At 42.8% G+C, this 23,535-nt stretch carries 19 protein-coding genes and 1 pseudogene; 6 read left to right on the top strand and 14 right to left on the bottom strand.

Annotated features, from left to right (window positions below):
- Positions 1-635 (top strand): annotated as a pseudogene (locus AM228_RS20020) (photosystem II D2 protein (photosystem q(a) protein)); the annotation flags it as partial.
- Positions 636-1,427: 792 nt separating this feature from the next.
- Here AM228_RS20020 and AM228_RS20015 read toward each other — a convergent pair.
- The 8 genes from AM228_RS20015 to dndC all read right to left on the bottom strand — a co-directional run bounded on the left by AM228_RS20015 (position 1,428) and on the right by dndC (position 12,129).
- The gene (locus AM228_RS20015; protein ID WP_054468559.1) at positions 1,428-1,820 is read right to left on the bottom strand and encodes a hypothetical protein; all 393 of its coding nucleotides are present in this window, start codon (positions 1,818-1,820) and stop codon (positions 1,428-1,430) included.
- 187 nt (positions 1,821-2,007) lie between these two features.
- Positions 2,008-3,180, bottom strand: coding sequence for a metallophosphoesterase (locus AM228_RS20010; RefSeq protein WP_054468558.1), 1,173 nt, complete (start codon positions 3,178-3,180; stop codon positions 2,008-2,010).
- A gap of 235 nt (positions 3,181-3,415) precedes the next feature.
- A complete protein-coding gene (locus AM228_RS20005) occupies positions 3,416-4,321 on the bottom strand; it encodes a hypothetical protein (RefSeq protein WP_054468566.1) in 906 nt (301 codons plus the stop codon).
- 447 nt (positions 4,322-4,768) lie between these two features.
- Positions 4,769-6,520, bottom strand: coding sequence for a glycoside hydrolase family 10 protein (locus AM228_RS20000; protein ID WP_082348964.1), 1,752 nt, complete (start codon positions 6,518-6,520; stop codon positions 4,769-4,771).
- Positions 6,521-7,291: 771 nt separating this feature from the next.
- Positions 7,292-7,657 (bottom strand): pentapeptide repeat-containing protein, encoded by a 366-nt coding sequence (locus AM228_RS19995; RefSeq protein ID WP_054468556.1) that lies wholly within the window; start codon positions 7,655-7,657, stop codon positions 7,292-7,294.
- Between the two features lie 109 nt (positions 7,658-7,766).
- Positions 7,767-8,414 carry a ThiF family adenylyltransferase gene (locus AM228_RS19990; protein WP_054468554.1) on the bottom strand — a complete coding sequence of 216 codons (648 nt, stop codon included), beginning with the start codon at positions 8,412-8,414 and terminating at the stop codon, positions 7,767-7,769.
- Between the two features lie 86 nt (positions 8,415-8,500).
- Positions 8,501-10,504: a DNA sulfur modification protein DndD gene (gene dndD / locus AM228_RS19985; protein WP_054468553.1), complete on the bottom strand. Its 2,004-nt coding sequence runs from the start codon at positions 10,502-10,504 to the stop codon at positions 8,501-8,503.
- A 56-nt stretch (positions 10,505-10,560) separates the two neighbouring features.
- Positions 10,561-12,129, bottom strand: a complete 1,569-nt coding sequence (dndC, locus tag AM228_RS19980; RefSeq protein WP_054468551.1) for a DNA phosphorothioation system sulfurtransferase DndC — start codon at positions 12,127-12,129, stop codon at positions 10,561-10,563.
- A 93-nt stretch (positions 12,130-12,222) separates the two neighbouring features.
- Between dndC and AM228_RS19975 the strand changes: the two genes are divergently transcribed.
- Both AM228_RS19975 and AM228_RS19970 read left to right on the top strand, forming a co-directional pair.
- The gene (locus AM228_RS19975) at positions 12,223-13,377 is read left to right on the top strand and encodes a DNA sulfur modification protein DndB (RefSeq protein ID WP_231636878.1); all 1,155 of its coding nucleotides are present in this window, start codon (positions 12,223-12,225) and stop codon (positions 13,375-13,377) included.
- A 203-nt stretch (positions 13,378-13,580) separates the two neighbouring features.
- Positions 13,581-15,182 (top strand): DGQHR domain-containing protein, encoded by a 1,602-nt coding sequence (locus AM228_RS19970; protein ID WP_054468546.1) that lies wholly within the window; start codon positions 13,581-13,583, stop codon positions 15,180-15,182.
- 343 nt (positions 15,183-15,525) lie between these two features.
- Here the strand turns inward: AM228_RS19970 and AM228_RS19965 are convergent, their stop codons facing one another.
- From AM228_RS19965 to AM228_RS19945, 6 genes are all read right to left on the bottom strand, one after another.
- A complete protein-coding gene (locus tag AM228_RS19965) occupies positions 15,526-17,715 on the bottom strand; it encodes a DNA sulfur modification protein DndB (RefSeq protein ID WP_054468545.1) in 2,190 nt (729 codons plus the stop codon).
- A gap of 114 nt (positions 17,716-17,829) precedes the next feature.
- On the bottom strand, positions 17,830-18,300 hold the full coding sequence (locus tag AM228_RS19960; protein WP_054468544.1) for a DNA phosphorothioation-associated protein 4: 471 nt from the start codon (positions 18,298-18,300) through the stop codon (positions 17,830-17,832).
- Positions 18,301-18,656: 356 nt separating this feature from the next.
- A complete protein-coding gene (locus AM228_RS19955; RefSeq protein ID WP_054468543.1) occupies positions 18,657-18,977 on the bottom strand; it encodes a hypothetical protein in 321 nt (106 codons plus the stop codon).
- A 119-nt stretch (positions 18,978-19,096) separates the two neighbouring features.
- Positions 19,097-19,237 (bottom strand): hypothetical protein, encoded by a 141-nt coding sequence (locus AM228_RS33115; RefSeq protein WP_156331925.1) that lies wholly within the window; start codon positions 19,235-19,237, stop codon positions 19,097-19,099.
- A gap of 22 nt (positions 19,238-19,259) precedes the next feature.
- The gene (locus AM228_RS19950; protein ID WP_054468541.1) at positions 19,260-19,760 is read right to left on the bottom strand and encodes a helix-turn-helix domain-containing protein; all 501 of its coding nucleotides are present in this window, start codon (positions 19,758-19,760) and stop codon (positions 19,260-19,262) included.
- A gap of 120 nt (positions 19,761-19,880) precedes the next feature.
- Positions 19,881-20,753, bottom strand: coding sequence for a DUF6816 family protein (locus tag AM228_RS19945; RefSeq protein ID WP_054468561.1), 873 nt, complete (start codon positions 20,751-20,753; stop codon positions 19,881-19,883).
- A 262-nt stretch (positions 20,754-21,015) separates the two neighbouring features.
- Here AM228_RS19945 and AM228_RS19940 point away from each other — a divergent pair, with 262 nt between their 5' ends.
- The 3 genes from AM228_RS19940 to nth all read left to right on the top strand — a co-directional run bounded on the left by AM228_RS19940 (position 21,016) and on the right by nth (position 23,330).
- Positions 21,016-21,282, top strand: a complete 267-nt coding sequence (locus tag AM228_RS19940; protein WP_054468539.1) for a hypothetical protein — start codon at positions 21,016-21,018, stop codon at positions 21,280-21,282.
- Positions 21,283-21,313: 31 nt separating this feature from the next.
- Complete coding sequence (gene rseP, locus AM228_RS19935) at positions 21,314-22,402, top strand: RIP metalloprotease RseP (RefSeq protein WP_054468538.1); 1,089 nt, start codon at positions 21,314-21,316, stop codon at positions 22,400-22,402.
- Positions 22,403-22,676: 274 nt separating this feature from the next.
- Complete coding sequence (gene nth / locus AM228_RS19930) at positions 22,677-23,330, top strand: endonuclease III (protein WP_054468525.1); 654 nt, start codon at positions 22,677-22,679, stop codon at positions 23,328-23,330.
- Positions 23,331-23,535: the final 205 nt, after the last annotated feature.

Raw genomic sequence — 23,535 nt, 5'->3', positions numbered from 1 at the left:
ATGCGATCGCCTTCACCGGCCCAATTGCCGTATTCGTCAGCGTCTTCCTGATGTACCCCTTGGGTCAGTCTGGCTGGTTCTTTGCCCCTAGCTTCGGTGTCGCTGGTATCTTCCGTTTCATCCTCTTCTTCCAAGGTTTCCACAACTGGACTCTCAACCCCTTCCACATGATGGGAGTGGCGGGTATCCTCGGTGGCGCTCTGCTTTGCGCCATTCACGGTGCCACGGTGGAAAACACCTTGTTTGAAGATGGCGAAGGAGCCAACACCTTCCGGGCATTTGAACCCACCCAGTCGGAAGAAACCTACTCAATGGTGACTGCCAACCGTTACTGGTCTCAAATCTTCGGGATTGCCTTCTCCAACAAACGCTGGTTGCACTTCTTCATGTTGTTTGTTCCCGTCACCGGGCTGTGGATGTGCTCCATCGGTGTGGTGGGCTTAGGTCTGAACCTGCGGGCTTATGACTTCGTGTCCCAAGAATTGCGGGCGGCTGAAGACCCGGAATTTGAAACCTTCTACACCAAAAACCAACTTTTGAACGAAGGTCTGCGGGCTTGGATGGCTCCGGCTGACCAACCCCATGAAAGCTTTGTGTTCCCCGAAGAAGTTCTGCCTCGCGGTAACGCTCTGTAATCAATATTGGGTTTGATATCAATTAGTCAGTTTCTCTGAATTTGATACTCTCTTACGGTGATTCACCACAAAAAAACCTGCCTGATGGCAGGTTTTTTTGTTGAATCAAACGGGATGGTGAAATAAAACGGGATTAATTTGGACGATGGCGATCGCGATCGCGAGAATATTTTCGGCTGAGTTATTTATCTTTGCCAAGGAAAATAATCTCAAAAGAAAATAATGTAATTAGAATTACATTTAATCAAGAAATAATGTAACTTAAGTTACACTTTTTCTAAAAAATAAAGCAGTTCAAAAAATTTCTTAAAAATGGGCTTGACATTAAAAATTTATGTGTTATCTTACAAATCAAGAACGATTTGAAAAATAAACCGTTCAGGGAAACAGGAGGTGATGCCTATGCCAGATAGTAGTAAATGCATGGGTCATCAGTTTGGATTAGGCCGGCTGTGTGCCGGGACTGTTCTCTAACAGCTAGTCTCTGGAAAATCAGAATTTTTCTGATTTTTATCAAGGCTGACTGTTCGGTTCTCCCGGCAGTCAGGTTTCCAAAACTGAAGACCCGCTACACCGCTCTCATCCATTGCAATTAGCTTATGGCTATTTGTCCGGGGTGAGAGCGGATAGCTTTCTTTAGGAGAAATTAGAGAAAATTGATCGATATTCTCAACAGAGATTTATTCTAAACAGAGATTTATTCTAAACAGAGATTTTTTACAGAGATTTTTTTTAACAGAAAAGCCCCTCTATGTTTAAACGCTTAAACACAGAGGGGCTTTCGCTTCAACATCAGTCATTGCTGATGGGTGGCACCTCGATGGTTCGTTCCCCAGTGGCAATATCTAATAAGTTTTCTAGGGTTAACGGTTCCTGGGTTTGAGGGTTGATGGGTTCGAGGACATCCATCAGTAACAGGAGTTGATCGATCGCGAGGCGGGTAATTTTCCCGCCTTCAATGCGGTTAATTTGTGGGCCTGAGATTCCTGGCACCAGTTCCGGGTCAATATAGAGTTCTTTGCCCCGGTCTTTGAGCAATACAGATTCCTCATTGGCAATGTGTTGGCCTAGATCGTGGACGGAAGTCCACCCGCGAAAATATCTCAGCCAACGCAGATATCGCCCCAAGTGGATTAGACCCACTTGAGTCAATCTACGGTTCTTTTTCAAGGGTTTTTGAGACATGGACACAAAATGATCAGATCCGATATTACAGATCGAAATAATAATACGTTCTTTTACAATATCAGATTAGTGGTTACTAATTTTTTACATAGCTTTAGGAAAGTAGGTAATATGTAATATTTTGCTGATAATACTTGCCCTTAGCGCCGATCTGAGTTAGGACTAAATTCCGGCAGGTAAGGCAGGGTCAGTTGATCTCACAGAGGGACGGGGACAAGGTTTGCTGACAGCGAGAGATTTCCTGGGGAGTAAGACGATCCCATGAGATGTCTTGTCTGAGTTCTATGCCGTTGATGCCAATGATGATTCGGGGTAATTCCTGAATATCTAGGACTTTTAAGGTGTTGAGGTTATAGGTGGTGTAGCTGGTGGTGGCCGATCGCAATTCTATATCAACCACGGTGAGGGTTTTTTCCCCTGGGCGATCGCTTTCCAGGAGTTGCCTCGGCCCGCTACCGATCGCCCCTGCATGAAGCATTTGCAACTGCCCCCGATGACCGGGAAAATAAGCGTGGTGATGGCCACTAATATAAGTATGGACGCGATACCGTTCTAAAAGACGACGCAATTGTTCCCCATTGTCCAAGATTTCCCCGGTTTTGTTCCGACCGACCGCCACCGCATAAAGGGGCAAATGGCCGATCGCGATTCTCAGTTTGGCGTTCTGGGCCACAGGACTGGCTAAACTTTCCTCGACCCAAGTTAATTGGGCTGGAGGAATTTTGGCGGTAGAAGCATCCCAGACTAAACAGAATACTTCCTCGTCGTTGGCAGCGGCAGGAGTTAGCCGAAAACTATAGTAAAAAGGAAAATGAGTGCGATCGATCCAGTTTAAGCCTGGGTCATGTTCGGGATCTTGCCAGTAGGCTGCCGCAATTTCTCGGTCTAGGTGAAATTTGAGTTGACCGTTGGCATCAAGGGCGCCGGAACCATCGTGGTTGCCAATGGTGAAGCCAAAAGGAAGATTGGCTTGACGGAGTTTGGCGGCAATGTGCCGATCGAAAGCTTGCCATAGAGCCTGAAGATTTTCTCTGGTTAAAGATAACTTTTGTCCGGCTACCATGTCCCCACCGGCAATGACTAAGTCCGGTTGCCAGTCGGGAATCAGCGCGATCGCCCGCTCCACTTCCGGTTCATAAGTAGTAGACCCATAAGCACTGTTGAAATCGCTAATCACAACTAGCCGCAAATCCCCGCGCGGAGGTGCAAATACACCAGGGGGCGCCGGGTTCAGCGGCTTTTCGCCAGGGGAAGGGATGGAGGCATCAGAAGAGTCAGAGGTGCGATCGCCTATCTTGGCAACGGTGCAACCACCGATCATTCCCGCCAAAACTAAAAACTGACGGCGATTTAATCTCATTGGTTAACGACCTTCCGGGGCTTCCGGAGCAGAGGAGATGAGGAGCAGGGCAGATGAGGGGCAGGGCAGATGAGGGGCAGGGCAGATGAGGGGCAGAGGAGATGAGTAGGGGCGCAATGCTTGCGCCCTTATGCTCCCCTGCTCGATTGGCGGCTCCCCTGCTCCTCATCTGCCCTGCTCCCCCACACCCCACACCCCACACCCCACACCCCACACCGATGGCGGCCCCAAAAGCCTATTCCCCATTCCCCGTTCCCCATTCCCGGTTTAAAGCCTCGGCTTTTTCCTGGGTAGACTGGCTATATTGACGATAAAGGGCGGCGCGATTTTTCGCTGTCTCATATCGACTATGATCCGGGGGAACGGATGCCATAAGTTTAGAGGCTTGATCCCACAAAGCCGCGATCGCCAACCAATCCTCAGCAGTTTGGGCATTCTTTCCTTGGCTAGAAGCTTGTTCTGCCAACCGCACCGCTTGAGCAAAATTCTCTGTATAATTGGCCGTTGGCTCGGCGGCAGTAGGCGAAACCGTCGCTTCAGAACTGGTCGGCGGTTGAGTTTCCTGGGGCGGAGTTGCGACTGGTTGGCGATTTTGACCTTGATACAAATACCAGCCAATCCCGACACTAACCAAAAAAGCCAAACCAGCCCCCATCATTAGAGAATTCAAAAATTGACGTTGTTGGCGTTTTTGCTCTGCCACTGCCGAAGAAGTGGTCAAACTCAAAAGCAATTGACGAGGGTCTGTTTGCTCAGTGCGGATATCTTCCAGTAAACGCTTAAAAACATTGGGCTTGCGTAAAATAATTTTTTCTGACCACAATAATTGATTCTGGGGATCTCGCATAATTTCTTCCAACCAAAGAAGCTGTTGCTCGCGCACCAATCGACTATTAATATTGACGTGGTGAATATTCCTAGGTGACAGAGACTCCAGAATCTCACGAATTTCGTTGACTACCGTCGATTGCTCTAAAGCTGCCTCGGTGCGAGCCTCACAAAGAATTTGTAACACCCCTTCGGCCAACACTGCACGGGTTCTCACCCCAGAAGCCGCTAACTTTTCATTAAGCACTTGTATAATCGCTGCCACACTGCCTTGGCGAGCTTGTTTAGCAATATCATCAATAGAAGCTATCATCGTTGAAATCATTACTTGTTGATGGAATAGGTTGTCAAAAGGTTGTCAGCTTTCTGCTGTAAGCCGTCAGCTTGCCGCTAAATCATCCAGATCGGTGATAGCACAGAATTTCACTTGAGTACCCCAGGCATCCAGAAGCAATATGAATTCTGACTCACTCAACGGGCAGCGAATAGCTGACGGCTAATCTCTGACCGCTAATTGCTGGCTTAAATAGTAAATTGATTTAGATGATAAACGAAATTTACTCCGTCGGTGTATATTTTCAGAAAGTTTAAGACAATTTTTTTTAAAAATCTCCATATTTCTCTGTTTGATTACGCCTTAGCGGATGCAGATAAAAACAAGGGCAATTTTCAGATTGCCCCTGTTTAAACCAATTAAACTAATTAAAGCAAATCAATTAGACAATCGGCGTCAATCGGCGTCAATCATCATCGCCTAATTTTAACGGGCTTCAATGACTAGACCGACACTTTCATTGGCCATATTATCCACCGCACATAAGGCATAATTTCCGGGGGAAACGCTCACATTGTTGATATTTGCTGGCAGAATTATGGCTAATTTCCAACTATTTCCTTGCTGCTGATACAAAGTCCAAGAACGAATGTCATTAGAGGTAGCTGGATTCCAACTAATTTGCCCAAAACTGACCTGAATTCCCGTGGGAGGTTCGGGGGGAATCGCATCTAACCAGGGCATTGTTGGTGGTAATGCCGGTTGAGCATAAAGATTTGTTTTGAATCTTTCATTCACTCCTAGCCAATTTTGGTTGAGCACTTTGGCACTGTATAAAATATTACCCAGGGAAAGTTTGTCAGCTTCTTGACGGGAAATTTGCACTTGTCTTTCAAATTCAGAAATTGGCCAAGAATTTCCATCGAGTTTACTGAGAAAATTACCGGCATAAATATGCCGACGCAGAGGATTATTTTCAACCCACCATTTGAGCAATACAGGATAACTTTGTTGCGGCGGATCGATGCGCCAGTAGAGTTGCGGGGCTAGGTAGTCTAACCAACCTTTTTCTAACCATAATTTCACATCGGCATAGAGGCTTTCGTATTGATCTAAACCGACGATTCCCGGTGCTTTTCCAGGGCGGTAAATGCCAAAAGGACTAATGCCAAATTTGACATGAGGTTTTTCCGCTTTAATTCCTCGCCAGATTCTTTCAATCATCAGATTGACATTTTGGCGTCGCCAGTCTGCCAGAGAAAGAGTCCCCCCAGAATTCCGATAAGCGTTATAAGTTTTGTTGTCAGGAAAGGGAACTCCTGCTTCAGGATAGGGATAGAAATAGTCATCAATATGAATGGCATCGACATCATAGCGACGCACTACGTCCATAATCACATTGTAGGTTTGGTCTTGGACTTCTTTCGCCCCCGGATCCATCCAAATTAATTGGCCATAAGAATAGGCATATTCTGGATAAAGTTTGGCCATATTATTGGGCGCTAAGGTATAGCTGGTGGCGTTTCTTGCCCGGTAAGGATTGAACCAAGCATGGAGTTCTATATTCCGTTTATGACTTTCGGCGATCGCAAATTCTAAGGGGTCATAAAAGGGGACGGGGGCTTTGCCTTGTTGTCCGGTTAACCAATAACTCCAAGGTTCGAGTTCCGAGGCATAAAAAGCATCTCCTGCGGGTCTAACTTGTAAGACCAACGCATTCATATTTAAAGCTTGAATCCGGTCAAGAATTTGCACCAGTTCGGCTTTTTGCTGGTCTACGGTTAGGTCGGGACTGGACGGCCAGTCAATGTTGGCGACTGATGCTACCCAAGTGCCGCGAAACTCCCGCTGATGTTCCACGCTCACTCGCGTAAACATATCATTATTCTGAGTGGGGAACGGTGGCTGATTTTGTGGTTGATTTTGTGGTTGATTTTGTGGCTGATTTTGCGGATTATTCTCTGTTGGCAAGGGTGGTTGATTTTGCGGTTGAAACTGCCAATCAGAATAAGAAGGAGATGGGGGTCCAGAATTTTCTGGCAGATCGATCCGAATTGGATAGGCATAGACTTGAGTCACGGTCATGGCAACCAGGACCAAACAACCGGCGATCGCCAATGGGAACGTGAATGGGGACTTTTTCCCGCGATGAAAAACCCGTTGTTGCAATATCCAAAGGTCTTGGAAAATCCCAATCACAAGACGGATCAAGGATGACAAGGGTTTAATTTTAGGCATTCTTCTGAACATTTGGCTTATCCAATTCATCAAGTAGTAATTCCCTCTGGCAGTTTTAAAGTGTAACATTTGGTTAAGTTTACCCAAATTTGGGGATCGGTTGAGTTTTTTTCACCTGAAATCAGCCCGGACTGAGGGGTGTCCCAGTTGACTTAAGTGCTTCGGCTTCGGTTCCAAGCCTCATATTTGGCAATGTTTGGGTGATTGCTTTGGACTTGAAGAGATTTTACTCAGAACCATACCGATGATTTTTGGCATAACAGAACATACGGCCAAAGCTTCAGCCAATCCCGAAGCTTTGGCCAAATTTAAACCAGGGCAAAATTAGGCCGTCGATATTCCCCACAAGATATCCTACAAGACAGCGAAAAATATGGGACACGGCAATGCCGTGTCCCCGGTAAATATTCAATTTTTTGCGGGCTGTTACTCTGAATAAAGATAAGTTTAGATCCGGTGAAAAATTAGCTAAAAATTAGCCCCGGATTATAAGAGAACTATGTTAATTATTATATGTTTGCTCGTAGTTACTGTTTACAAAAAAAACAGCATATCCAATAGACAAGAATGCAAAATTCGTACAAAGCCCCCACCCCCCTAGCCCCCCTTCAAAAGGGGGTTTGGGGGATCTATCGGTTATTTGGCAAGAGATATAATTTAGAATTCATCACATTTTTTACTACATGAGCAATTAAAATTATCAAAAATTATCAAAATTTTAAAAACATTGAAAGTATAACAATTTATCAATTTACTAGATATAACTATCGGCTAAGATTGCTCTTTTAAAATTGCTCCTTCAAGGTTGGCAGTTTTTAAATAAGCTCCTTCTAAATTGGCTTGACTTAAATCAGCCCCTCTCAGGTCTGCTAAACCCAGAAAAGCGCCGCTTAAATTGGCTCCTTTTAGTATCGCTCCTTTAAGGTTAGCAGCAAATAACCAAGCCCCGCTTAAATTGGCATCCCGGAGGTTGGCGCCACTTAGGTTGGCATTTTCTAAATCTGCATCGGCTAAATCTACTTTTTCGAGAATAATTTTGGCTAAATTAGCATCGCTCAGTTGTCCTTGATGGAGAGAAATAGAACTAAAATTTCTCTCTCCAGATTGATATCGTTTTAGCAGTTCTTCCGGTTGCATATTGCAGTCGATCTCCAATTGATTAATTTATTTAACCACTCTAGTTTATGGAGAAATTTAGCGGTTGCGCTGGTAAAACTAGCCACTTGCTTAAGTGGCACATAATTGGTCAGGACTGAGCCGCGAGAAACGGTTTAATGGCAAAATCTCCTAATGTGACAGTAAAACTCTGCTGTTTTTCGGTGGCGGTAAAGTTGATGATGACTTCACAAGCAACGGCCACTGTTAGGGTGACTAAATTTCTGGCTAAGGGATATTCACAAATGTCATCGTTGGTGGGTGAGGGGACGCGATAATCTTGGTTCCAGATGATTTCGGCATAGTCACTGGCCATTCCCAGATGCAAACAAGGAATGTTGTTGGTGGTGCAGTAATCTTTGACCGCTTGGCGGCTAATGCTATTGTCAAAGGTATCAATGACTAATCCCGGTTTACTAATAAGTTGCTTGGCATTTTGGGGGGTTAATTCTTTGGCTTCAATTTCCAGTTTTACCCCTAAAGCCCGATAAAGACTATTGGCTAAGATTTTGGCTTTGAATGCGCCAATATCTGAGCGATAATAGGGTTGGGTGGATAGGTTGCGTTCTTCTATGCGATCGCGATCGATGGTTTTGAGTTGACTAAAGCCACTGCGGGCTAAACTTTCCGTAAGATTAGCCCCTAGTGCCCCGGCGCCGCACACTGTCACGGGCAATGTTTTTAGTTTTGCCATGACTTCTGATGTTCTATAGATTTGTTCGTGAAAAAATATAGACATTTTTTTAGTTTTTTCTATGGTAAATCACCGGCAAAAATATCGATCGCTATATGTGCATTGCCCAGCTATTTTTAGCTTACCTTTGTTTACCAAAAATAACCGGGTTCAATGTTGGTTTGGCGGGTTTCTCCATTATATTTTAGGAGATATTCCCGGGCGATCGCCTTTTGTTTGCGGAGTTTTTTCACTTCCTCTTTGCCTAATTCTGTATCGGTAGATAGGAGAATTACTTGATGAGAAGCGGCGGGAAAATAACGTTCAATTAAGTTTTGCCGGTGTTCGGAGTCGAGACGACCTAATGGGGTGTCAATGGCTACCGGAAGTTCCCGTCCCGAAACCCGGGCAAGTCCCCAGAGAAAGGCGATCGCTAATAGTTGTTTTTCCCCGGCAGAAATTCGATGTTTGGGCACGGGTTCTCCCTGGAGATCGTAGAGAGAAAGGCTAAAGTCTTTGGTGTCAATGGCTACCCGGTGAACTAAATCTAATTTATGGAGTAAATAGCGGAAACAGTCGGTGACTTCTTTTTCGAGTTTACTGAGTTTTTTGATGGTTAATTTTTCCCGAAATAGTTTTAGGGTGTCTTGGACTCTGGCCGCTGTTTTAATTGTATGTTCATCTTGTTGGCGTTCAATGGTGTTGTCTACATAATTGATTAATTCTTTTTTGGCTTTGTTAATTTCTCGTTCTAGTTGGACAACGAGATGCTGGGCGTTTTCATAGTTAATTCTGGCTTTGATTAAGGCGGTTTGGGTCTTTTGTACCGCGTTTTTTAACTGTTCATAGATTTCCGGCGGTGGGGCAACTGCCAGTTGTTTTTCTATGGCGTTGAGTTGCAGTTCTAGCTGGTCAATTTCGGCGCGAGTTTGTTGGGCGGATTTGATGCGATCGCCTAAGTCAGATTGCACCACAATGCCCAGAGTTTCTAAGGCTTTTTCGTCCGCTGCTAACCAGGCATCTTTTTCGGCACCAATTTGATCTAATAGTTGTTGGTTTTCGTCCGCTAAAAATTGGTCAATTTTTTTGATTTGGTCGGCTTTTAATTTTAAGTTTTTGATATACTCTAAGAGGCGATCGCCCGTTGCTTGGACTAAAGCTTGAGCATTTTTTGCCTGTTGTCGCTTGGTTTCTCTTTCCCCTTGGGTACGGGCCGCTATTAGCAATGGTTGAATTAATGCTAAGGGTAATTTTTCGGCGGCTAATTCTCGTAAATATTGGCGCGATCGCTCAATTTGCCCCTCTAAATCGGCTTTTTGTCTTTCCAGGTCTGCTTCTCTTGAGGCAATTTTACCCCCTTCCGAGAGAAAGCGATCGCTGGCTTCTTTGGCTTTTTTTTCGGCTTTTTCCAACTGAGTTTTTAGGGTAGCTTCCTCCGCTTGTGCCTCCGCTAACTCAGCCTGATATTTTTTCAGCTTGATGTCAATTTCATCTAAACTAATTTTTTGTTGGAAATTCGCCAGCTTCTTTTGTTTCCGCTTGACGAGAATATCAATATCAATAGATAGCCTTTCGATTAATTCCAAGCCCAGCAGGGACTCGATCGCTTTGACCACCGTCGAGGGGGGAACCTCTTGTTCTGCTAACTCTTTCACCTGTTCCCCATCAAATAAGAATAGGTTAGAAATTCCCAGGGGCAGCAGATTTTCAATATACTCGTCCCAAGTTTCCGTTAGATAATCGTCTTTCCAGTAATCTTGCTGACTTTCATTCCACTCTAAAATCCCTAACGTATCTTTGCCGTCTTTGGGGTTTTTTGTCCAATAGCGGACAATTCTTAATTCCACCCAGCGATTGCGATCGATATGTTTAAAAGCCAACTCCAAACGGCTTTTATCCGTAAACGGAGATTGGCGATTCACACATTGAGAGAGAAAATCACCATAACTCAAATTTCCCCGCGTGGAACATTGCGCCCGTGACCCATATAAAGCGAGGCGAATTGCATCCATCAGGGTAGTTTTTCCGCCCCCATTCATGCCGCCAAATAGGATAATCGGGCGGGTTTCTCCAGCTTCGGCTTCCGGGTGAAAGTTAATGATTTGTTTGCCCACATAAGGGCCAAAATTTTCTAAGACAAGTTCAGTGAGAATCATGGTTGATTATATATGTGGTTATGGGTTGCGAATCCGTTATCTATCTGTTGTTCAAATCAATCATCACCATCCACCGCATCCACTCCTTGCTGCCCATATTTAACGTCCGACCAAGGGTTTAACTCAAGCTGTTTCACCTCATCAATACCCCCACCCCCAGCGGCAACCTTTAAATCCCGCTGATAATAAGCAGTTCCTACCGCGTCTTTTTCATCACGGGAACTACTTTCAAAGCAACCATCCAACGCTTCAAAAATGCCGCGTCGTTTAACGTAATAGTGGGATTCGGTGCCAATCAGTTTTGACATCAGTTCTAAATACATCGAATCTTCAGCACAAATTTCCTGAAGAATTTCCCATTCATCGCTGCCTAATAGTTTTTTGGCAACTCCTACTCGCGGGTCATTAAAAGGTTGCCCGGTGACTTCTTCATAGATTTTCGGCAAACTGTCATCTAACTCGTGCTTTTCTTCCAGCCAAATCCGGCGAATTTCGCTGAGTTCGTCATCAGAAATCAGGGTAATATCCCTCATTTCCTCCGGGGCAGTTCGCCGAATTTCTGTTTGCGCTTCCAGCAGTTTCCTGAGCAAATATTCTCGATATTCTTTAGTATATGGCCCTGGAATAGGTTCTACAGAAATTTTGCCATCAATATTCCGTTCAAAGAGTTGAACCGTACCCCAAATTCGGCGAAAGTCTCTTTTATCGTAATCCTTCATAACATCTAATTCGAGACGAAAATCAACGAGAGGCTGTAGCCATTCTTTTTCTTCGTCATTTTGGATCATAGCGTTTAAAGATTTATCGCTATCTACCAGGGTGCAAACCCAGCAACCAAACCGTGAACTACCACAACTAGGGGTTGAAGTATCTACTACTAACGGACATTCATTATCCGCAGTGGCTCCTCGATACATGGCGAATAAATCTTTATTGCTATGTCCCCAGGGATTTTCCCATTGCATTAGATATAGCCAAACTTCATCAGTCCGCCAATCTTCAATTGGGCTATAAACTAAAGAATTCAGAAGATTTGCATTAGGACTCAGGCGATCGCGCACTCGCTTTTCTTCAAGTTTTATCATTCTTTTAGCTCGTGCTGAACTTTCAGCTTTACGAGTTCCTAAAACTAGAATCACCTCTCCATTATCTCTAACAATGTTACGAACAAATCGATTAGATGGATCAATTTTTAATCGTCCAGTACACCATCTAAATTTCACACGAGGAGCCGGATAACCTTTGCCAATTAAACCAACCCAATAAGTAAGAGACACTTCTGGCTGCAATAAATGCGGCTCGAAAGGTAAATTTTCTTTTTGTGCCGTGAGTTTAATTTTTTCTAGAGACTTTTTCACCCAAGCAGCAACAATCGGATTTTCTACCAAAGTATCCGTCGTAATCACATAAATAGTTTTTTGGCGTTTGTCTTGAGGCAATTCGGCGATCGCATTCCAAATCAACTGTAAAGTTGCCGTAGAATCTTTTCCCCCAGAATAACCGATTACCCAAGGAATCTCATCCAAGCAGTATAAATACTTAATTTCTTGACTCAGCTTTTCAATATCTTCAACTAATTGACTAACTGTTCGGGATGGAAATAGTGAAATTTGATTTGCGATCATTCTTTTGAATAGCCCCCCTTTGATGCCCTTTGATGATAAATATACTGTTATGTAATTATTCAAAAATAAAATATGATATAATATTCTTAAGTTTTGAGTAATTCAGCCATAACCGAAAATCTTCAATCTGTCATGGAATTATATTTTACCTCTAAAGATAATGAACGGTGTTATCCCGGATTGATTTTTCATCACGGTAAACGAACTCTGTTACAAATTAATGTTCCTGCTTTAGATTTGCCCAATTTATTGCAAGCAAAACCTGCTACAGCCAACAATCCCGAATCAGGTAAAGATCGTCCAGAAATTCCTGGTCATGCTGATGAGATTAAGCAATATATTATTGAGCGTGTAATCTCAAATAAATCTTGGATACTCGGTACATTCACGGCGAATGTAGCACCAGAGATGATTACAGTCAATGAACTAGATAGAGGATTTTGCATTGTTCGGGTTCCGCAAGCAATTAAATTAGATTTAACTGATGGACAACATAGACTAAAGGCTATTACAGAATTGATTAAAAATGGTCAACACCATCTAATTTACGACCAAAATTTACCAATAACTGTTATTTTAGAGGATCGGTTTCACCAATGTCAAACAGATTTTAAAGATTTAGCTGAAGCAAAACCTGTCGATCGCTCATTGCTGCTGTCATTTAGTCCATCATCTGCTAGGAGTGGAATAACTAAAAATTTAATAGAGCAAGTTTCTATGTTTCGCGGTAAAACAGATAAGGTCAGCAAACAACCTAACAAAAATAGTAAATTAATCTACACATCGAATTATATAGCCAGAGCAGCCAGTTCTGCTTTAACGGATCAATCAGATGATAGCTTAGATGGCTTTGACATTGATCGATATTCACAAAAATTATCTGAATGCTTTAACTATTTTTTCTCAGCATCTCAACAAACTCAATATATTTCTCAAACAAGCGTGGAAAAGCTGACGGTTGAAGAAATTAAGGAATTTAAACAAACTTGTTTGCTAGGAGTCAGTGTTGGACTAGAAATTTTAGGCCGTTTGTTATATTGTGCCTATGAGGAAAATCAGGATTGCTTTAATTTTTCTAAGGTTTTACAGATTGCTAAATTAGATTGGTCGAGAAATAATCCTATTTGGCATAGAAATGTCGTGAGACTGAATACAAAAAATAACCAAACAACTTTAAACATAGCATGGGGTGCTGGTGCAATCTCAGATGCAGTTAAAGCAGCTAAAAGCGAATTAAGATGGATGTAATCGATCGCCCACTAAATTTTTCTCTCTACTCTGGAACATAGTTGCACCCTAAAATATTGACAAAAAAACAAAAATGTGCATTAGGCATCGGCGTCCTAGGTAGTTTTTATCTAGACCGCATTATTTTTTAAAAACTGCAAAAGTATCGTAGCATATTAACCAGCGATTTTCAAAAACTTTACAAAAATTGCTCCTCAGCAACCATGAACAGCGACCCCAAACAACCTCCGAACATTGCCAAGCAAATACTGGAACAGGATCAGCAAGACCGAGAAGCCCTAGCCCTGCTATTAGATCGCCATTTGTCCAGAAGCGATCGCCTCCTAGTCCAGCAGACTCACATGGGCAACACCGAAGCCTTCATTGGATCCGTGACCTTAGAATGGCTAGACAGTCGAGTCCGTTTTGCCTCGCAACTGCCCCTATTCCGCAAAAAATTTGACCCGGAAACCGACAACGTAATCCGGGACGAGGAAACCATCGACGATATCTTGCAACGACCCCTCGACTGGTCTAGACAAGCGCCCCTCAGCCTGTATCTGGTCGCCCGCAAAGCCCACAAATTCCCCGCCGTCCTGGTTGTCCTCAGCGCCAGTTGGGTAGACGACCCCCACGCGGACGAATGGGACGAACAAGGACGCGCCCGCCAATCCGCCGCCGATTTCACCCCATTAGATAAAGATGGCACCGTAGGACTATTAGACATTACTGAAAAAGTCTCTATTTTTGCCCTAGATGGCCAACACCGACTCATGGGCGTTCAAGGGTTAATGCAACTAATTAAAACCGGCAAAATTCAACGCTATAACAAACAGAAAAAGGCGATCGGTAATCCCATCACCATTGAAGACCTACAAAAGCAATATCAAGTTGAACCCAACCATGTCCAAACTTTAGCCTATGAAAAAATCGGCATTGAATTTATCCCCGCCGTCGTGAAAGGGGAAACTCGCGAAGAAGCCCGCTTGCGAGTTAGGTCTATTTTTGTCCATGTTAACCTCATGGCCGTTAACCTCAGCAAAGGCCAATTAGCGGTACTAAATGAAGATGATGGTTTTTCCATTGTGGCTCGGAAAATTGCCGTCCAACATCCTTTATTTAAAGAAACTAAATATCGCAAACCTCGCGTTAATTGGGATAGTGCTACGGTCGCCAGCAAATCCACAGTTTTAACCACTTTACAAGCGCTCAAAGATATGTCTGAGCGTTACTTATCTGCTCGTTTTCCCACTTGGCAAACTTCAGACAATAAAGGGTTAATTCCCATGCGTCCCGAAGATGAAGAACTAGAAGCTGGAGTGGCTGAATTTAGTCAGCTTTTCGACCATTTAAGCAAGTTATTAAGTTATGAACGTTTAGAATATGAAGCCGAAACTCCAAAAATGCGCCGATTTAGCCATGAAAAAAGCGGCGGTGAGGGGAATTTTCTTTTCCGTCCCGTGGGTCAGGTTGCTTTTGCTCAAGCGATGGGTATTTTAGTCTATGAAAAAGGATTTTCTCTGGAGAGTTTATTTGAAAAACTTAGCCGGTTTGATACAGACGGCGGTTTTAGTGGCATGGAACATCCCCAGTCTATTTGGTATGGGATATTATACGACCCAAATCGCAAGCGGGTGTTAGTGGCTGGTCGTGATTTAGCGGCCAAGTTGCTGGTGTATCTTTTAGGGGGAATTACTGACAATTATGAGCGAGCTAATCTGCGGAAAGAAGTGGCGATCGCTCGTACTTTTGGCAGTCAAGCCATGAACTTTGATGGTAAATTTGTGGAGCAGAAAAAAATCGTTTTGCCTCCTATTTTGGGGTAATTTGGCAACGGATGGGATAACTGATGGGGTAATGGAAAAATAAAAGGTGATTTTTTTACCACAGAGACACAAAGGACACAGAGAGAAAAACCATTATCCCATCGGTTGCCAATCACTATTTATGACTAAAACAGTTAATCTATCCGTTGGCAACTATCCGCTGCCGATCAAAAAATAAAATGTGATTTTTTTTACCACAGAGACACAAAGGACACAGAGAGAAAAACCATTATCCCATCGGTTGCCAACCACTATTTATGACTAAAACAGTCAACCCATCCCTTGCCAACTATCCGCTGCCAACTGCCTAGGAGTTGCCAATTTTTACCCGCCCCATTAAACCTCAATTATCATCATCAAAATCAGACTCTTCATATGAATATTCACTTTCGTTTAAAGTGGAAATTTCCTGATTTAATGGTCTATCAAAATTCTCTAACCAGTCACTAAATTGCTGTGAAGTAATGCCAAACCATTTCCGACAAAATTTACTCATCCGGTTTTTAGCCTTAACATTGGCTTTTTGTTGGCAAACTTTAGAAGTCATACTGGGATAATTCTTTTTCAGGGTTTTTTCTTCGTCTTTTACCAAAGCGTCTAAATACAATTTTCTTGCTTGACTTAAAAGACGGGCGATCGCCTCTTTTTCTTCCGGGGTAAATTCCTCGCTTCGAGAAACTTGCATAAACTCTAATAAGAGATACCGGAAATAGACCGCATCAGCGGGAGATAGTGTGGTAAAGTCTAAAAAAGCATAGTCTTGTTGGCGATCGAATATCTTAATCCGATCTAATGATAATTCTAAGGCCAAATTCCAAGACCGGATCCAAACTTCAGCCCGTTCTTTAAAAGTCTTGGCATCATACCCTAAATCGTGTTTTAGACTCGCCAAAGTTAAGACCGCACCAGATAAAAAAGCCTGAGTAAACAGCCACTTGTAAATATTGTCGGCAGTTTTCAATAATTCATCATTAATTTCTCGTTTCCGGTTAAATAATTTCTTGGCACGTTCCTGCTCAAACTCTTTTTCTTTATATTGAATAATTTCCCAAGCTTTTACGGTTTCAGTTTTATCTTGAACTGTACCACCATCCAAGCGAGCCGTTTGATTATTTTTTAACCATTGCTCGTGATCTTCTTTAAGAGTCCAGTAAATCCCTAACCCTTTGAACATCGCATCATTTGCCAAAATAGCATGAGCCGCCCCAGCCGTCCAGTTATTTTGTAAGTCCTTCAAAGCTTCAATGTGACATTTAAACGGAAAAAATTCAGAAAAAATATTCATAATCACACTGCCCCAGCCATCCCAAAACTTTTCAATTAATGTTTTTAACTGTGTCTTGGGAAAATTCTCATTCGTTAAATCATTTCTCACAAAGGCGATCGGGCCATTCATTCCTTCATCGACGATTTCTGAATCCAGCCATTTATTAATTTCTAATTCATACTGAAGTCGCCGGTCTTTGTCACTTTTTTTCGCGGTTCCTTGAATCGTTTTACTCACATCTTTAATATACTTATCTGGGCCGCGTAATGCCCATTTTATAGCACTATTGAGCATCAAAATGCTGGCTAAAGCCGTCTTGCGAACTGGCACTCCTTCCCCTTGTTCATGGGGATAATCGTATTCAATGGCGTGCAAAGGAAACCGCGCATCTTTTGTGCGGAGATGATTTAAAAATTCCCTGACAAAAATAGACGTTAACTCGGAATCCGAAAGCAAAATCAATCGAGATTTACTGGGGGTTCGCGCATTCTTATTTACATCCACAAAAAGCTTCCGCGCCGCTTTATGAGGATTTGGCCATAATGAATTGTCAGAGGTAGGGTGTGGAAACCAACAAATACAGACCGGAAATTCGATATTTTCCAACAAATCAGGGGGCGGATTATTTAATAACTCGTTAATTCGTTTCTCATAAAAATAACGATAAGCGCCACCAGTCCCCGCATCCCAATTGCGATCGATAGTGCGACGAATCGCTAACAATGCCATTGCCCGATGTTGCCCATCAATCACCACCAGTTTAACGTGCTTAGTATTAAAATCTAAGCGACCTAGGGGAGTTTTATGCAGCATTTGATTATTCTTATCCCAGAATTTTAACACCCGAAATGCCTCTCCATATTGCGTTTGTTCCCAGGTATTTCCATCAACCTGGGTAACTGAAATATCTAGATTTTCAGGATAACTATCGATTGGATTTGGCCCATCAAACGGTAATACTGCTGCAAGAATCGGCGTATAAAATGCCGGACCGCCAAAATTGGGTTTAAGCAAATAATCGACTAAATCTGTGGCTACCCGGTAATCATCCAGATCCCGTTGCAGCAATTGGTTAAAATCCAGATCGTCAATATTGAGAACTTCGCGCACTGGGGCTAAATATTTAGTCAGAATGCCTTCGGGAGTAGTATCTGCTTTTAGCTTGGCTTTAGTCATTAAATAAGAGACTTTTCCGGCAAGGGTATGGAATTCGCCATAAGTTCCTTGAGTTTTAACTTCCCAATCTTGGATTGATGGACCTAGCATTTTTTCGTTGACTCCTATATATAGATCGATAAACAAATCTGTTGTTAGAGAAAGAAACCGGGTTTCTTTTCGGGAAACCAAGAAACCCGGTTTCTGGGCTTTCCTGACGTTTCTTTACAAAAACTTACTCAAATCAAAAGAAAACTGCCCGGTATCTTCCTGCTTAAACCGCTCAGAAATCAGCATTAACATGATTTGCTCGGTGTAGTCCACGGCGCCGCGCAATTCATCCCGCAAAATTTCTAACCCCCCATTGGCATATTCTTCAAAAATCTCCAGCCGTTTTTCCACCATTGTTTGGTCTAGAGTCCCCAGAATTTTCGCGTCTTTGGTTTCGGCGATCGCCAATAATTTGATGGCGACATCGTACCCACGGGTGACAAAAATATCCAAGTTAATTGGGCCGGGATCTTTTTTAGAAATTTGTCCCAAAGGCGATCGCTTCTTGCGTTTTGCCCCCAAAGCCGCAGCAAACACCATCACATCCGCATAGGTGGGAAAGGGAGAGTTATTATTTTCTGAAGTAGTTAAGGATTTAATCAACTCAGCTTTATCTTTAGCAATCCTAATTTTCAGAGCACTCATAAAACGGTTAGGCTATAATTAACGGCTATGATTAACAATAAAAAAGCGCTATAGATCATTATCTCATATTTTTTAGCGATCGACACAAAATCGCCGCAAAAAAAAGTTAACACAGCTATCCCGTATTTTTACGGAGAAATCATGGAATTATACGGATAGCAATGGCGTTTTCCCATGAAAAAGGGTGGACAATGCCCACCATAAGAAAATTTTAATGATCTATGCCCATAGAATTTTAAATTAAAAAATTACCGCCAATTGCCCACCAAAGCAAACCCCGACCATAAACAAGGATGAAAGATTATATCATCCTTTAACCTTTTCTCATTAAAAATAAAAACACGAATAGAATCAACTTAATCGTTATACAAATCCGGCAAATGAAATCGAACCAATTCCACAAAATTTGGCGCATCAACTGCCAAAGCATTTAACACATCACTGACGCTAATTGGGGGTTGACGAAGCTGTTTTGCTTGTTCTATAATAATTTGCGTCATAATCTGCGGATTTTCATTAAATAAACAAATTAAAAATTGATCCGCTGACCAAGCTTCAATTTCATAAATTGATAAAGCTGATGCGGGAAAATCTTTGAGATTGCTCGTCACAATAATATCAGCTTCAGCCATCACTGCTGCCGCGAGGATATGGCGGTCTTTTGGGTCATTTTTCATCTCTGGAATCAGAAATTAAAAACCCTTAACTGTAGCATTGGGGAAAAATTGGCGCATAGCCGATAAAAGTCGCTGTACTTGCTGGCTATTCATCTTATCGGTTTTGAGCAGATTCCGATTTACTTCTTCAAGAATTGTCTCACTCCAATAAACAAAACATCATATATGCCTTTTTCCGCTGCACGCAGTAAAGTATCTCGCAGGGACGATTTAAATAAAATACAAGCGTCTAAGACCACTTTGAATAAACCTGATTTCATCAATCTATTTCCTATTAAGCGTTTATTCTGCTGATATTTTAGCGGTTGGTTCGCTTAACTCAGATCCCAGAAAATAAAGACCGGCATCATGGCTCATCTGGGCAATGTCTCTAATATTTTTATGCCGCAATTTTGCCCAATTTTTCTGATAATCAATTAGATGATCAAACTGAATTTTACGATTAACTCCTTCTCCGGTACTCGGAATCTCACCATTTTGGAGTATTTCTACCATATGTTGCCGGGAAAAATTCAGTAAATAGGCAGCTTCATTGATGGTTAATGGCTGATGAAATGTTTCTATAACTACCCCTTTTCCCTGGTTAAATTGATGGACAACTTGGCGAAGTAACTGCAAGATACACTGAGGCATTGGGATGGTTTCTCCGGTTTCTCCATCCAGGATTTGTAATTTGCGATCGGAGTGACCATTATTCAGCATATTTAATATTTGTGCTAATTTGGCTAAATCAGCTTTTTCGTTTTCATCGGCAACAATGGGTTCAATATTTACTTCAGTCATCGGTTAATTCTCCTATTTTGCTGGCATTTTGCTGGCAATTATGCTTTTATTATATAACGTGATTATGATCGATCGCCTCTGGGTTAAAACATCTCTGGTAAAACCTCTCTGGTAAAACATTTATGGAGAAACCGTCGGAACTGGCAATAATTCCAACTGATAACGATACAAAGCCACCGGATGACCTGCGGCATTAAAATAATCTGGGTCTTGGGGAGATAAATAAATCGCCGTAATTTGGTCAGCAGCGATTCGCGTTCGCGATCCGCTTTGCGGAATCGCCCCGGAATTTTGGAACTGATAACGGGTCGTAGTTTCCACTTCATTTAAATAAATATCCGTTTGACCATGAAAAATTTGTTGGGTAATTTCTGTAGCCACAAATTCATCCGGGGCAATAGTTTCACTTAACCGTCCTGTGACCACAGAAACCAATTGGCGATCGCCTCGCAGTCCCGTAATTTGCCGATTGGGATTTTCCGGATCGACTTTCACCGACAATATGCTATCATTCCCTAAATACGCTTGGGCAATATTCAACCCATTAAAAGCGCGATCTGCGACGACCAAAGTTTCCCGAAAATCCTGATTTTTTACTAAAGGAATCGGCACCAATGTAACCTTTTTACCCTTAGATGAATTTTGCCGATAAGTCGGTTCGCCAAACTTAACTAAAAACTTGATTGGTTGATGCAAATACTGACGATTACTTTCAAATCCGGGCGTGATTAATTTGGGGGCTAAAGGGGCGACTAAATCAACCAAGGTACTGCTGACTTCCCAAGTTCCAGCCATCCATTCAGGATAGCGTAAATCTCCTTGGGCTATCTCAACCGGGGGTTTACTTTCCCAATGGGGAAATTGGGCAATGCGATCGCCCAAAACACCGGCGATCGCTGAGTCATTACCCCACAACACCAGCATCAAGACTAAGCAAACTTTCCAGCAAACTTTCCAGCAAACTTTCCAGCAAACTTTTACAAGTAATTTCATAATAGTGGCATAATCCAATTAAAATTGTAGGTTGGGTTGAGGCACGAAACCCAACACAAACCATAAAAATTCGTAGGGGCGAAGCATGACCGCAGTCAATTCATGGGTCTAATCAATAACTTATATGCGGTCATGCTTCGCCCTTACAATATTTTACCCAATAAATTATCTCCTCTTGGGGCGAAACATGACCACAGTCAGGGCGGCGTTGCATGACCGCAGTCAGGGCGGCGTTGCATGACCGCAGTCAGGGCGGCGTTGCATGACCGCAGTCAGGGCGGCGTTGCATGACCGCAGTCCAATTAATATTTTAAGCAATAAGCTATCTGCGGCCATGCTTCGCCCCTACAATATTTTAATCAATAAATTATCTATAGTTTTAACCAATAAATCATTGGCGGGAAAAATTACGAATGGGCGATCGGTTAACTTAAATTGCCCGAATATTTCGATTCCGGGATCGGAATTGACAGATCGGTCAGAAATTTTCCCAGAGGCACACAGACCTGAACATAAACCCGTAAAATAGAACAAAGTAAAAATAAACCTGTAATTTCTCTATGTCTATATTGGCAGCGATCGCGGTTCTTGCCCTACTCATTTTCGTCCATGAACTAGGACATTTCCTAGCCGCTAGACTCCAAGGCATTCATGCGAATCGTTTTTCCATCGGCTTTGGCCCCGTATTGTGGAAATACCAAGGCCCCGAAACCGAATACGCCATCCGAGGCATTCCCCTGGGGGGTTATGTGGGATTTCCCGACGACGACCCGGACAGCGAAATTCCCCTGGATGACCCAAATTTACTCCGCAACCGGCCAATTCTTGACCGGGCGATCGTCATTAGTGCCGGGGTGATTGCCAACTTAATCTTTGCCTATGTGCTATTAGTCGGTCAGGTTGGCATTGTTGGCATCCCAGAATTTAACTACCAACCGGGAGTAATTGTGGCGGAAATCATGTCCCAAGACTCTGCCGCTTATCGGGCTGGACTGCAAACAAAAGATATTGTGCTTCAAGTCAACAATCAAAAACTTGAGGCTTCCGAAGAAGCCATGCAACTGTTCATTCAAGAAATCCAAAATCATCCCAACCAAGAACTTTCTCTGATAATTCAAAGGGATGAAAAAACCTATCCCATAACCATTATCCCCAACGATCAAAACGGCAAAGGAATTATTGGGGTTCAGTTAGCCCAAAACCGGGAAGTTTTCAGACATAAAGCCGCAAATATTATTGATGCTTTTGTCTCTGGGGCGAATGAATTTCAGCGCCTCACCATGTTTACCCTCAACGGATTTGGTAAGCTAATTAGCAACTTTGGGGAAACCGCTGAACAAGTCGCAGGCCCCGTAGCAATTGTGGCGATCGGTGCCAATATTGCCAAAGATAATGCGGCCAACTTATTCCAATTTGCCTCGCTAATTAGTATTAACTTAGCGATTCTGAATATACTGCCCTTACCTGCCCTTGATGGCGGACAATTAGCGTTTCTCCTAATAGAAGCCTTACGAGGCAAACCCTTACCCACCCATATTCAAGATGGCGTGATGCAAACCGGGTTAATGCTATTATTGGGTCTAGGAATTTTCCTAATTATTCGGGATACAACGCAACTGGATTTTGTCCAGCAGTTATTCCAAGAATAACCAGAATAAATTCCGTGGTAGTGGTAGGGTGCGTTAGGCTGACCAGCCGTAACGCACCAACCAGCAATCCCGTGGTAGTAGTGGTAGGGTGGGTTAGGCTGACCAGCCGTAACGCACCAATCAGCACTCCTGTTGTAGTAGTAGGCTTAAAAATGTAGGTTGGGTTGACGAAGGAAACCCAAAACGAAGAATAATGTGGGGTTTCGTTCCTCAACCCAACCTACGAATCAAGCCACGAATCAAGCTAAATTCAATCATTCATTTAATAGATTCTATGAGTATTACTCGAAAATGGGCAGCCAAAGAACAACGGGCTATTGAAATATTGATTCGCTTAAAGCGCCTTTATCCCGATGCGAAATGCAGCCTAAACTATGAAACTCCTCTACAATTATTAGTCGCCACAATTCTATCCGCCCAATGTACCGATGAACGAGTCAATAAAGTAACCCCCGCATTATTTCAACGGTTTCCTGATGCCCAAGCTTTTGCCGAAGCTGATATCGCAGAAATCGAAAATTTAGTCCGTTCAACGGGCTTTTATCGTAATAAAGCGAAAAATATTCAAGGGGCTTGTCAAAAAATTGTGGAAAAATTTAAAGGTCAAGTCCCTAAACGCATGGAATTATTGTTAGAATTACCGGGAGTCGCCCGGAAAACGGCTAATGTGGTATTAGCCAATGCTTATGGTATTAATCAGGGAGTTACGGTTGATACTCATGTCAAACGTTTAAGTAATCGTTTGGCCTTAACCACTCATCAAGACCCGGTAAGAATTGAAAAAGATTTAATTAGATTAATTCCCCAAGAAGATTGGGAAAATTGGTCAATTCGCTTAATTTATCACGGACGGGCTGTTTGTCAAGCTAGAAAACCTATGTGCGATCGCTGTGATTTGGCGGAACTTTGTCCCTCTAAAAATGAATGAGCGATCGCCAACAGTCAACCCCCAAAAGCCAACCAACAACTCACAACAAATAACCAACAACAAATAAACTCATCAACACCTAACCGCCCAGTAGCAGCCTGCAAAATATTCAGGATGATTAAAAATTTTCGGTTGGCGCATAAAACCCATATAGTCAGCGAGTTATTAAAAATAATAGCGATAAAATAGCGAGCCAAAAATTAGT

Source organism: Planktothricoides sp. SR001 (assembly GCF_001276715.1).
Classification (GTDB): domain Bacteria; phylum Cyanobacteriota; class Cyanobacteriia; order Cyanobacteriales; family Laspinemataceae; genus Planktothricoides; species Planktothricoides raciborskii.
The sequence above is the reverse complement of the archived record's forward strand: the minus strand, read 5'-3'. Positions and strand labels throughout refer to the sequence as shown.

Excerpts from the sequence above, each read along its gene's own strand:
- AM228_RS19960 (WP_054468544.1), bottom strand. The coding sequence starts at position 18,300 with ATGAGTGCTCTGAAAATTAGGATTGCTAAAGATAAAGCTGAGTTGATT.
- AM228_RS20005 (WP_054468566.1), bottom strand. The coding sequence starts at position 4,321 with ATGATAGCTTCTATTGATGATATTGCTAAACAAGCTCGCCAAGGCAGT.
- AM228_RS19970 (WP_054468546.1), top strand. The coding sequence starts at position 13,581 with ATGAACAGCGACCCCAAACAACCTCCGAACATTGCCAAGCAAATACTG.
- AM228_RS20000 (WP_082348964.1), bottom strand. The coding sequence starts at position 6,520 with ATGCCTAAAATTAAACCCTTGTCATCCTTGATCCGTCTTGTGATTGGG.
- AM228_RS19990 (WP_054468554.1), bottom strand. The coding sequence starts at position 8,414 with ATGTCTATATTTTTTCACGAACAAATCTATAGAACATCAGAAGTCATG.
- nth (WP_054468525.1), top strand. The coding sequence starts at position 22,677 with ATGAGTATTACTCGAAAATGGGCAGCCAAAGAACAACGGGCTATTGAA.
- AM228_RS19950 (WP_054468541.1), bottom strand. The coding sequence starts at position 19,760 with ATGACTGAAGTAAATATTGAACCCATTGTTGCCGATGAAAACGAAAAA.
- AM228_RS19995 (WP_054468556.1), bottom strand. The coding sequence starts at position 7,657 with ATGCAACCGGAAGAACTGCTAAAACGATATCAATCTGGAGAGAGAAAT.
- AM228_RS20015 (WP_054468559.1), bottom strand. The coding sequence starts at position 1,820 with ATGTCTCAAAAACCCTTGAAAAAGAACCGTAGATTGACTCAAGTGGGT.
- AM228_RS33115 (WP_156331925.1), bottom strand. The coding sequence starts at position 19,237 with ATGAAATCAGGTTTATTCAAAGTGGTCTTAGACGCTTGTATTTTATTT.
- dndC (WP_054468551.1), bottom strand. The coding sequence starts at position 12,129 with ATGATCGCAAATCAAATTTCACTATTTCCATCCCGAACAGTTAGTCAA.
- dndD (WP_054468553.1), bottom strand. The coding sequence starts at position 10,504 with ATGATTCTCACTGAACTTGTCTTAGAAAATTTTGGCCCTTATGTGGGC.
- rseP (WP_054468538.1), top strand. The coding sequence starts at position 21,314 with ATGTCTATATTGGCAGCGATCGCGGTTCTTGCCCTACTCATTTTCGTC.
- AM228_RS19965 (WP_054468545.1), bottom strand. The coding sequence starts at position 17,715 with ATGCTAGGTCCATCAATCCAAGATTGGGAAGTTAAAACTCAAGGAACT.
- AM228_RS19955 (WP_054468543.1), bottom strand. The coding sequence starts at position 18,977 with ATGAAAAATGACCCAAAAGACCGCCATATCCTCGCGGCAGCAGTGATG.
- AM228_RS19940 (WP_054468539.1), top strand. The coding sequence starts at position 21,016 with ATGACCGCAGTCAGGGCGGCGTTGCATGACCGCAGTCCAATTAATATT.
- AM228_RS20010 (WP_054468558.1), bottom strand. The coding sequence starts at position 3,180 with ATGAGATTAAATCGCCGTCAGTTTTTAGTTTTGGCGGGAATGATCGGT.
- AM228_RS19945 (WP_054468561.1), bottom strand. The coding sequence starts at position 20,753 with ATGAAATTACTTGTAAAAGTTTGCTGGAAAGTTTGCTGGAAAGTTTGC.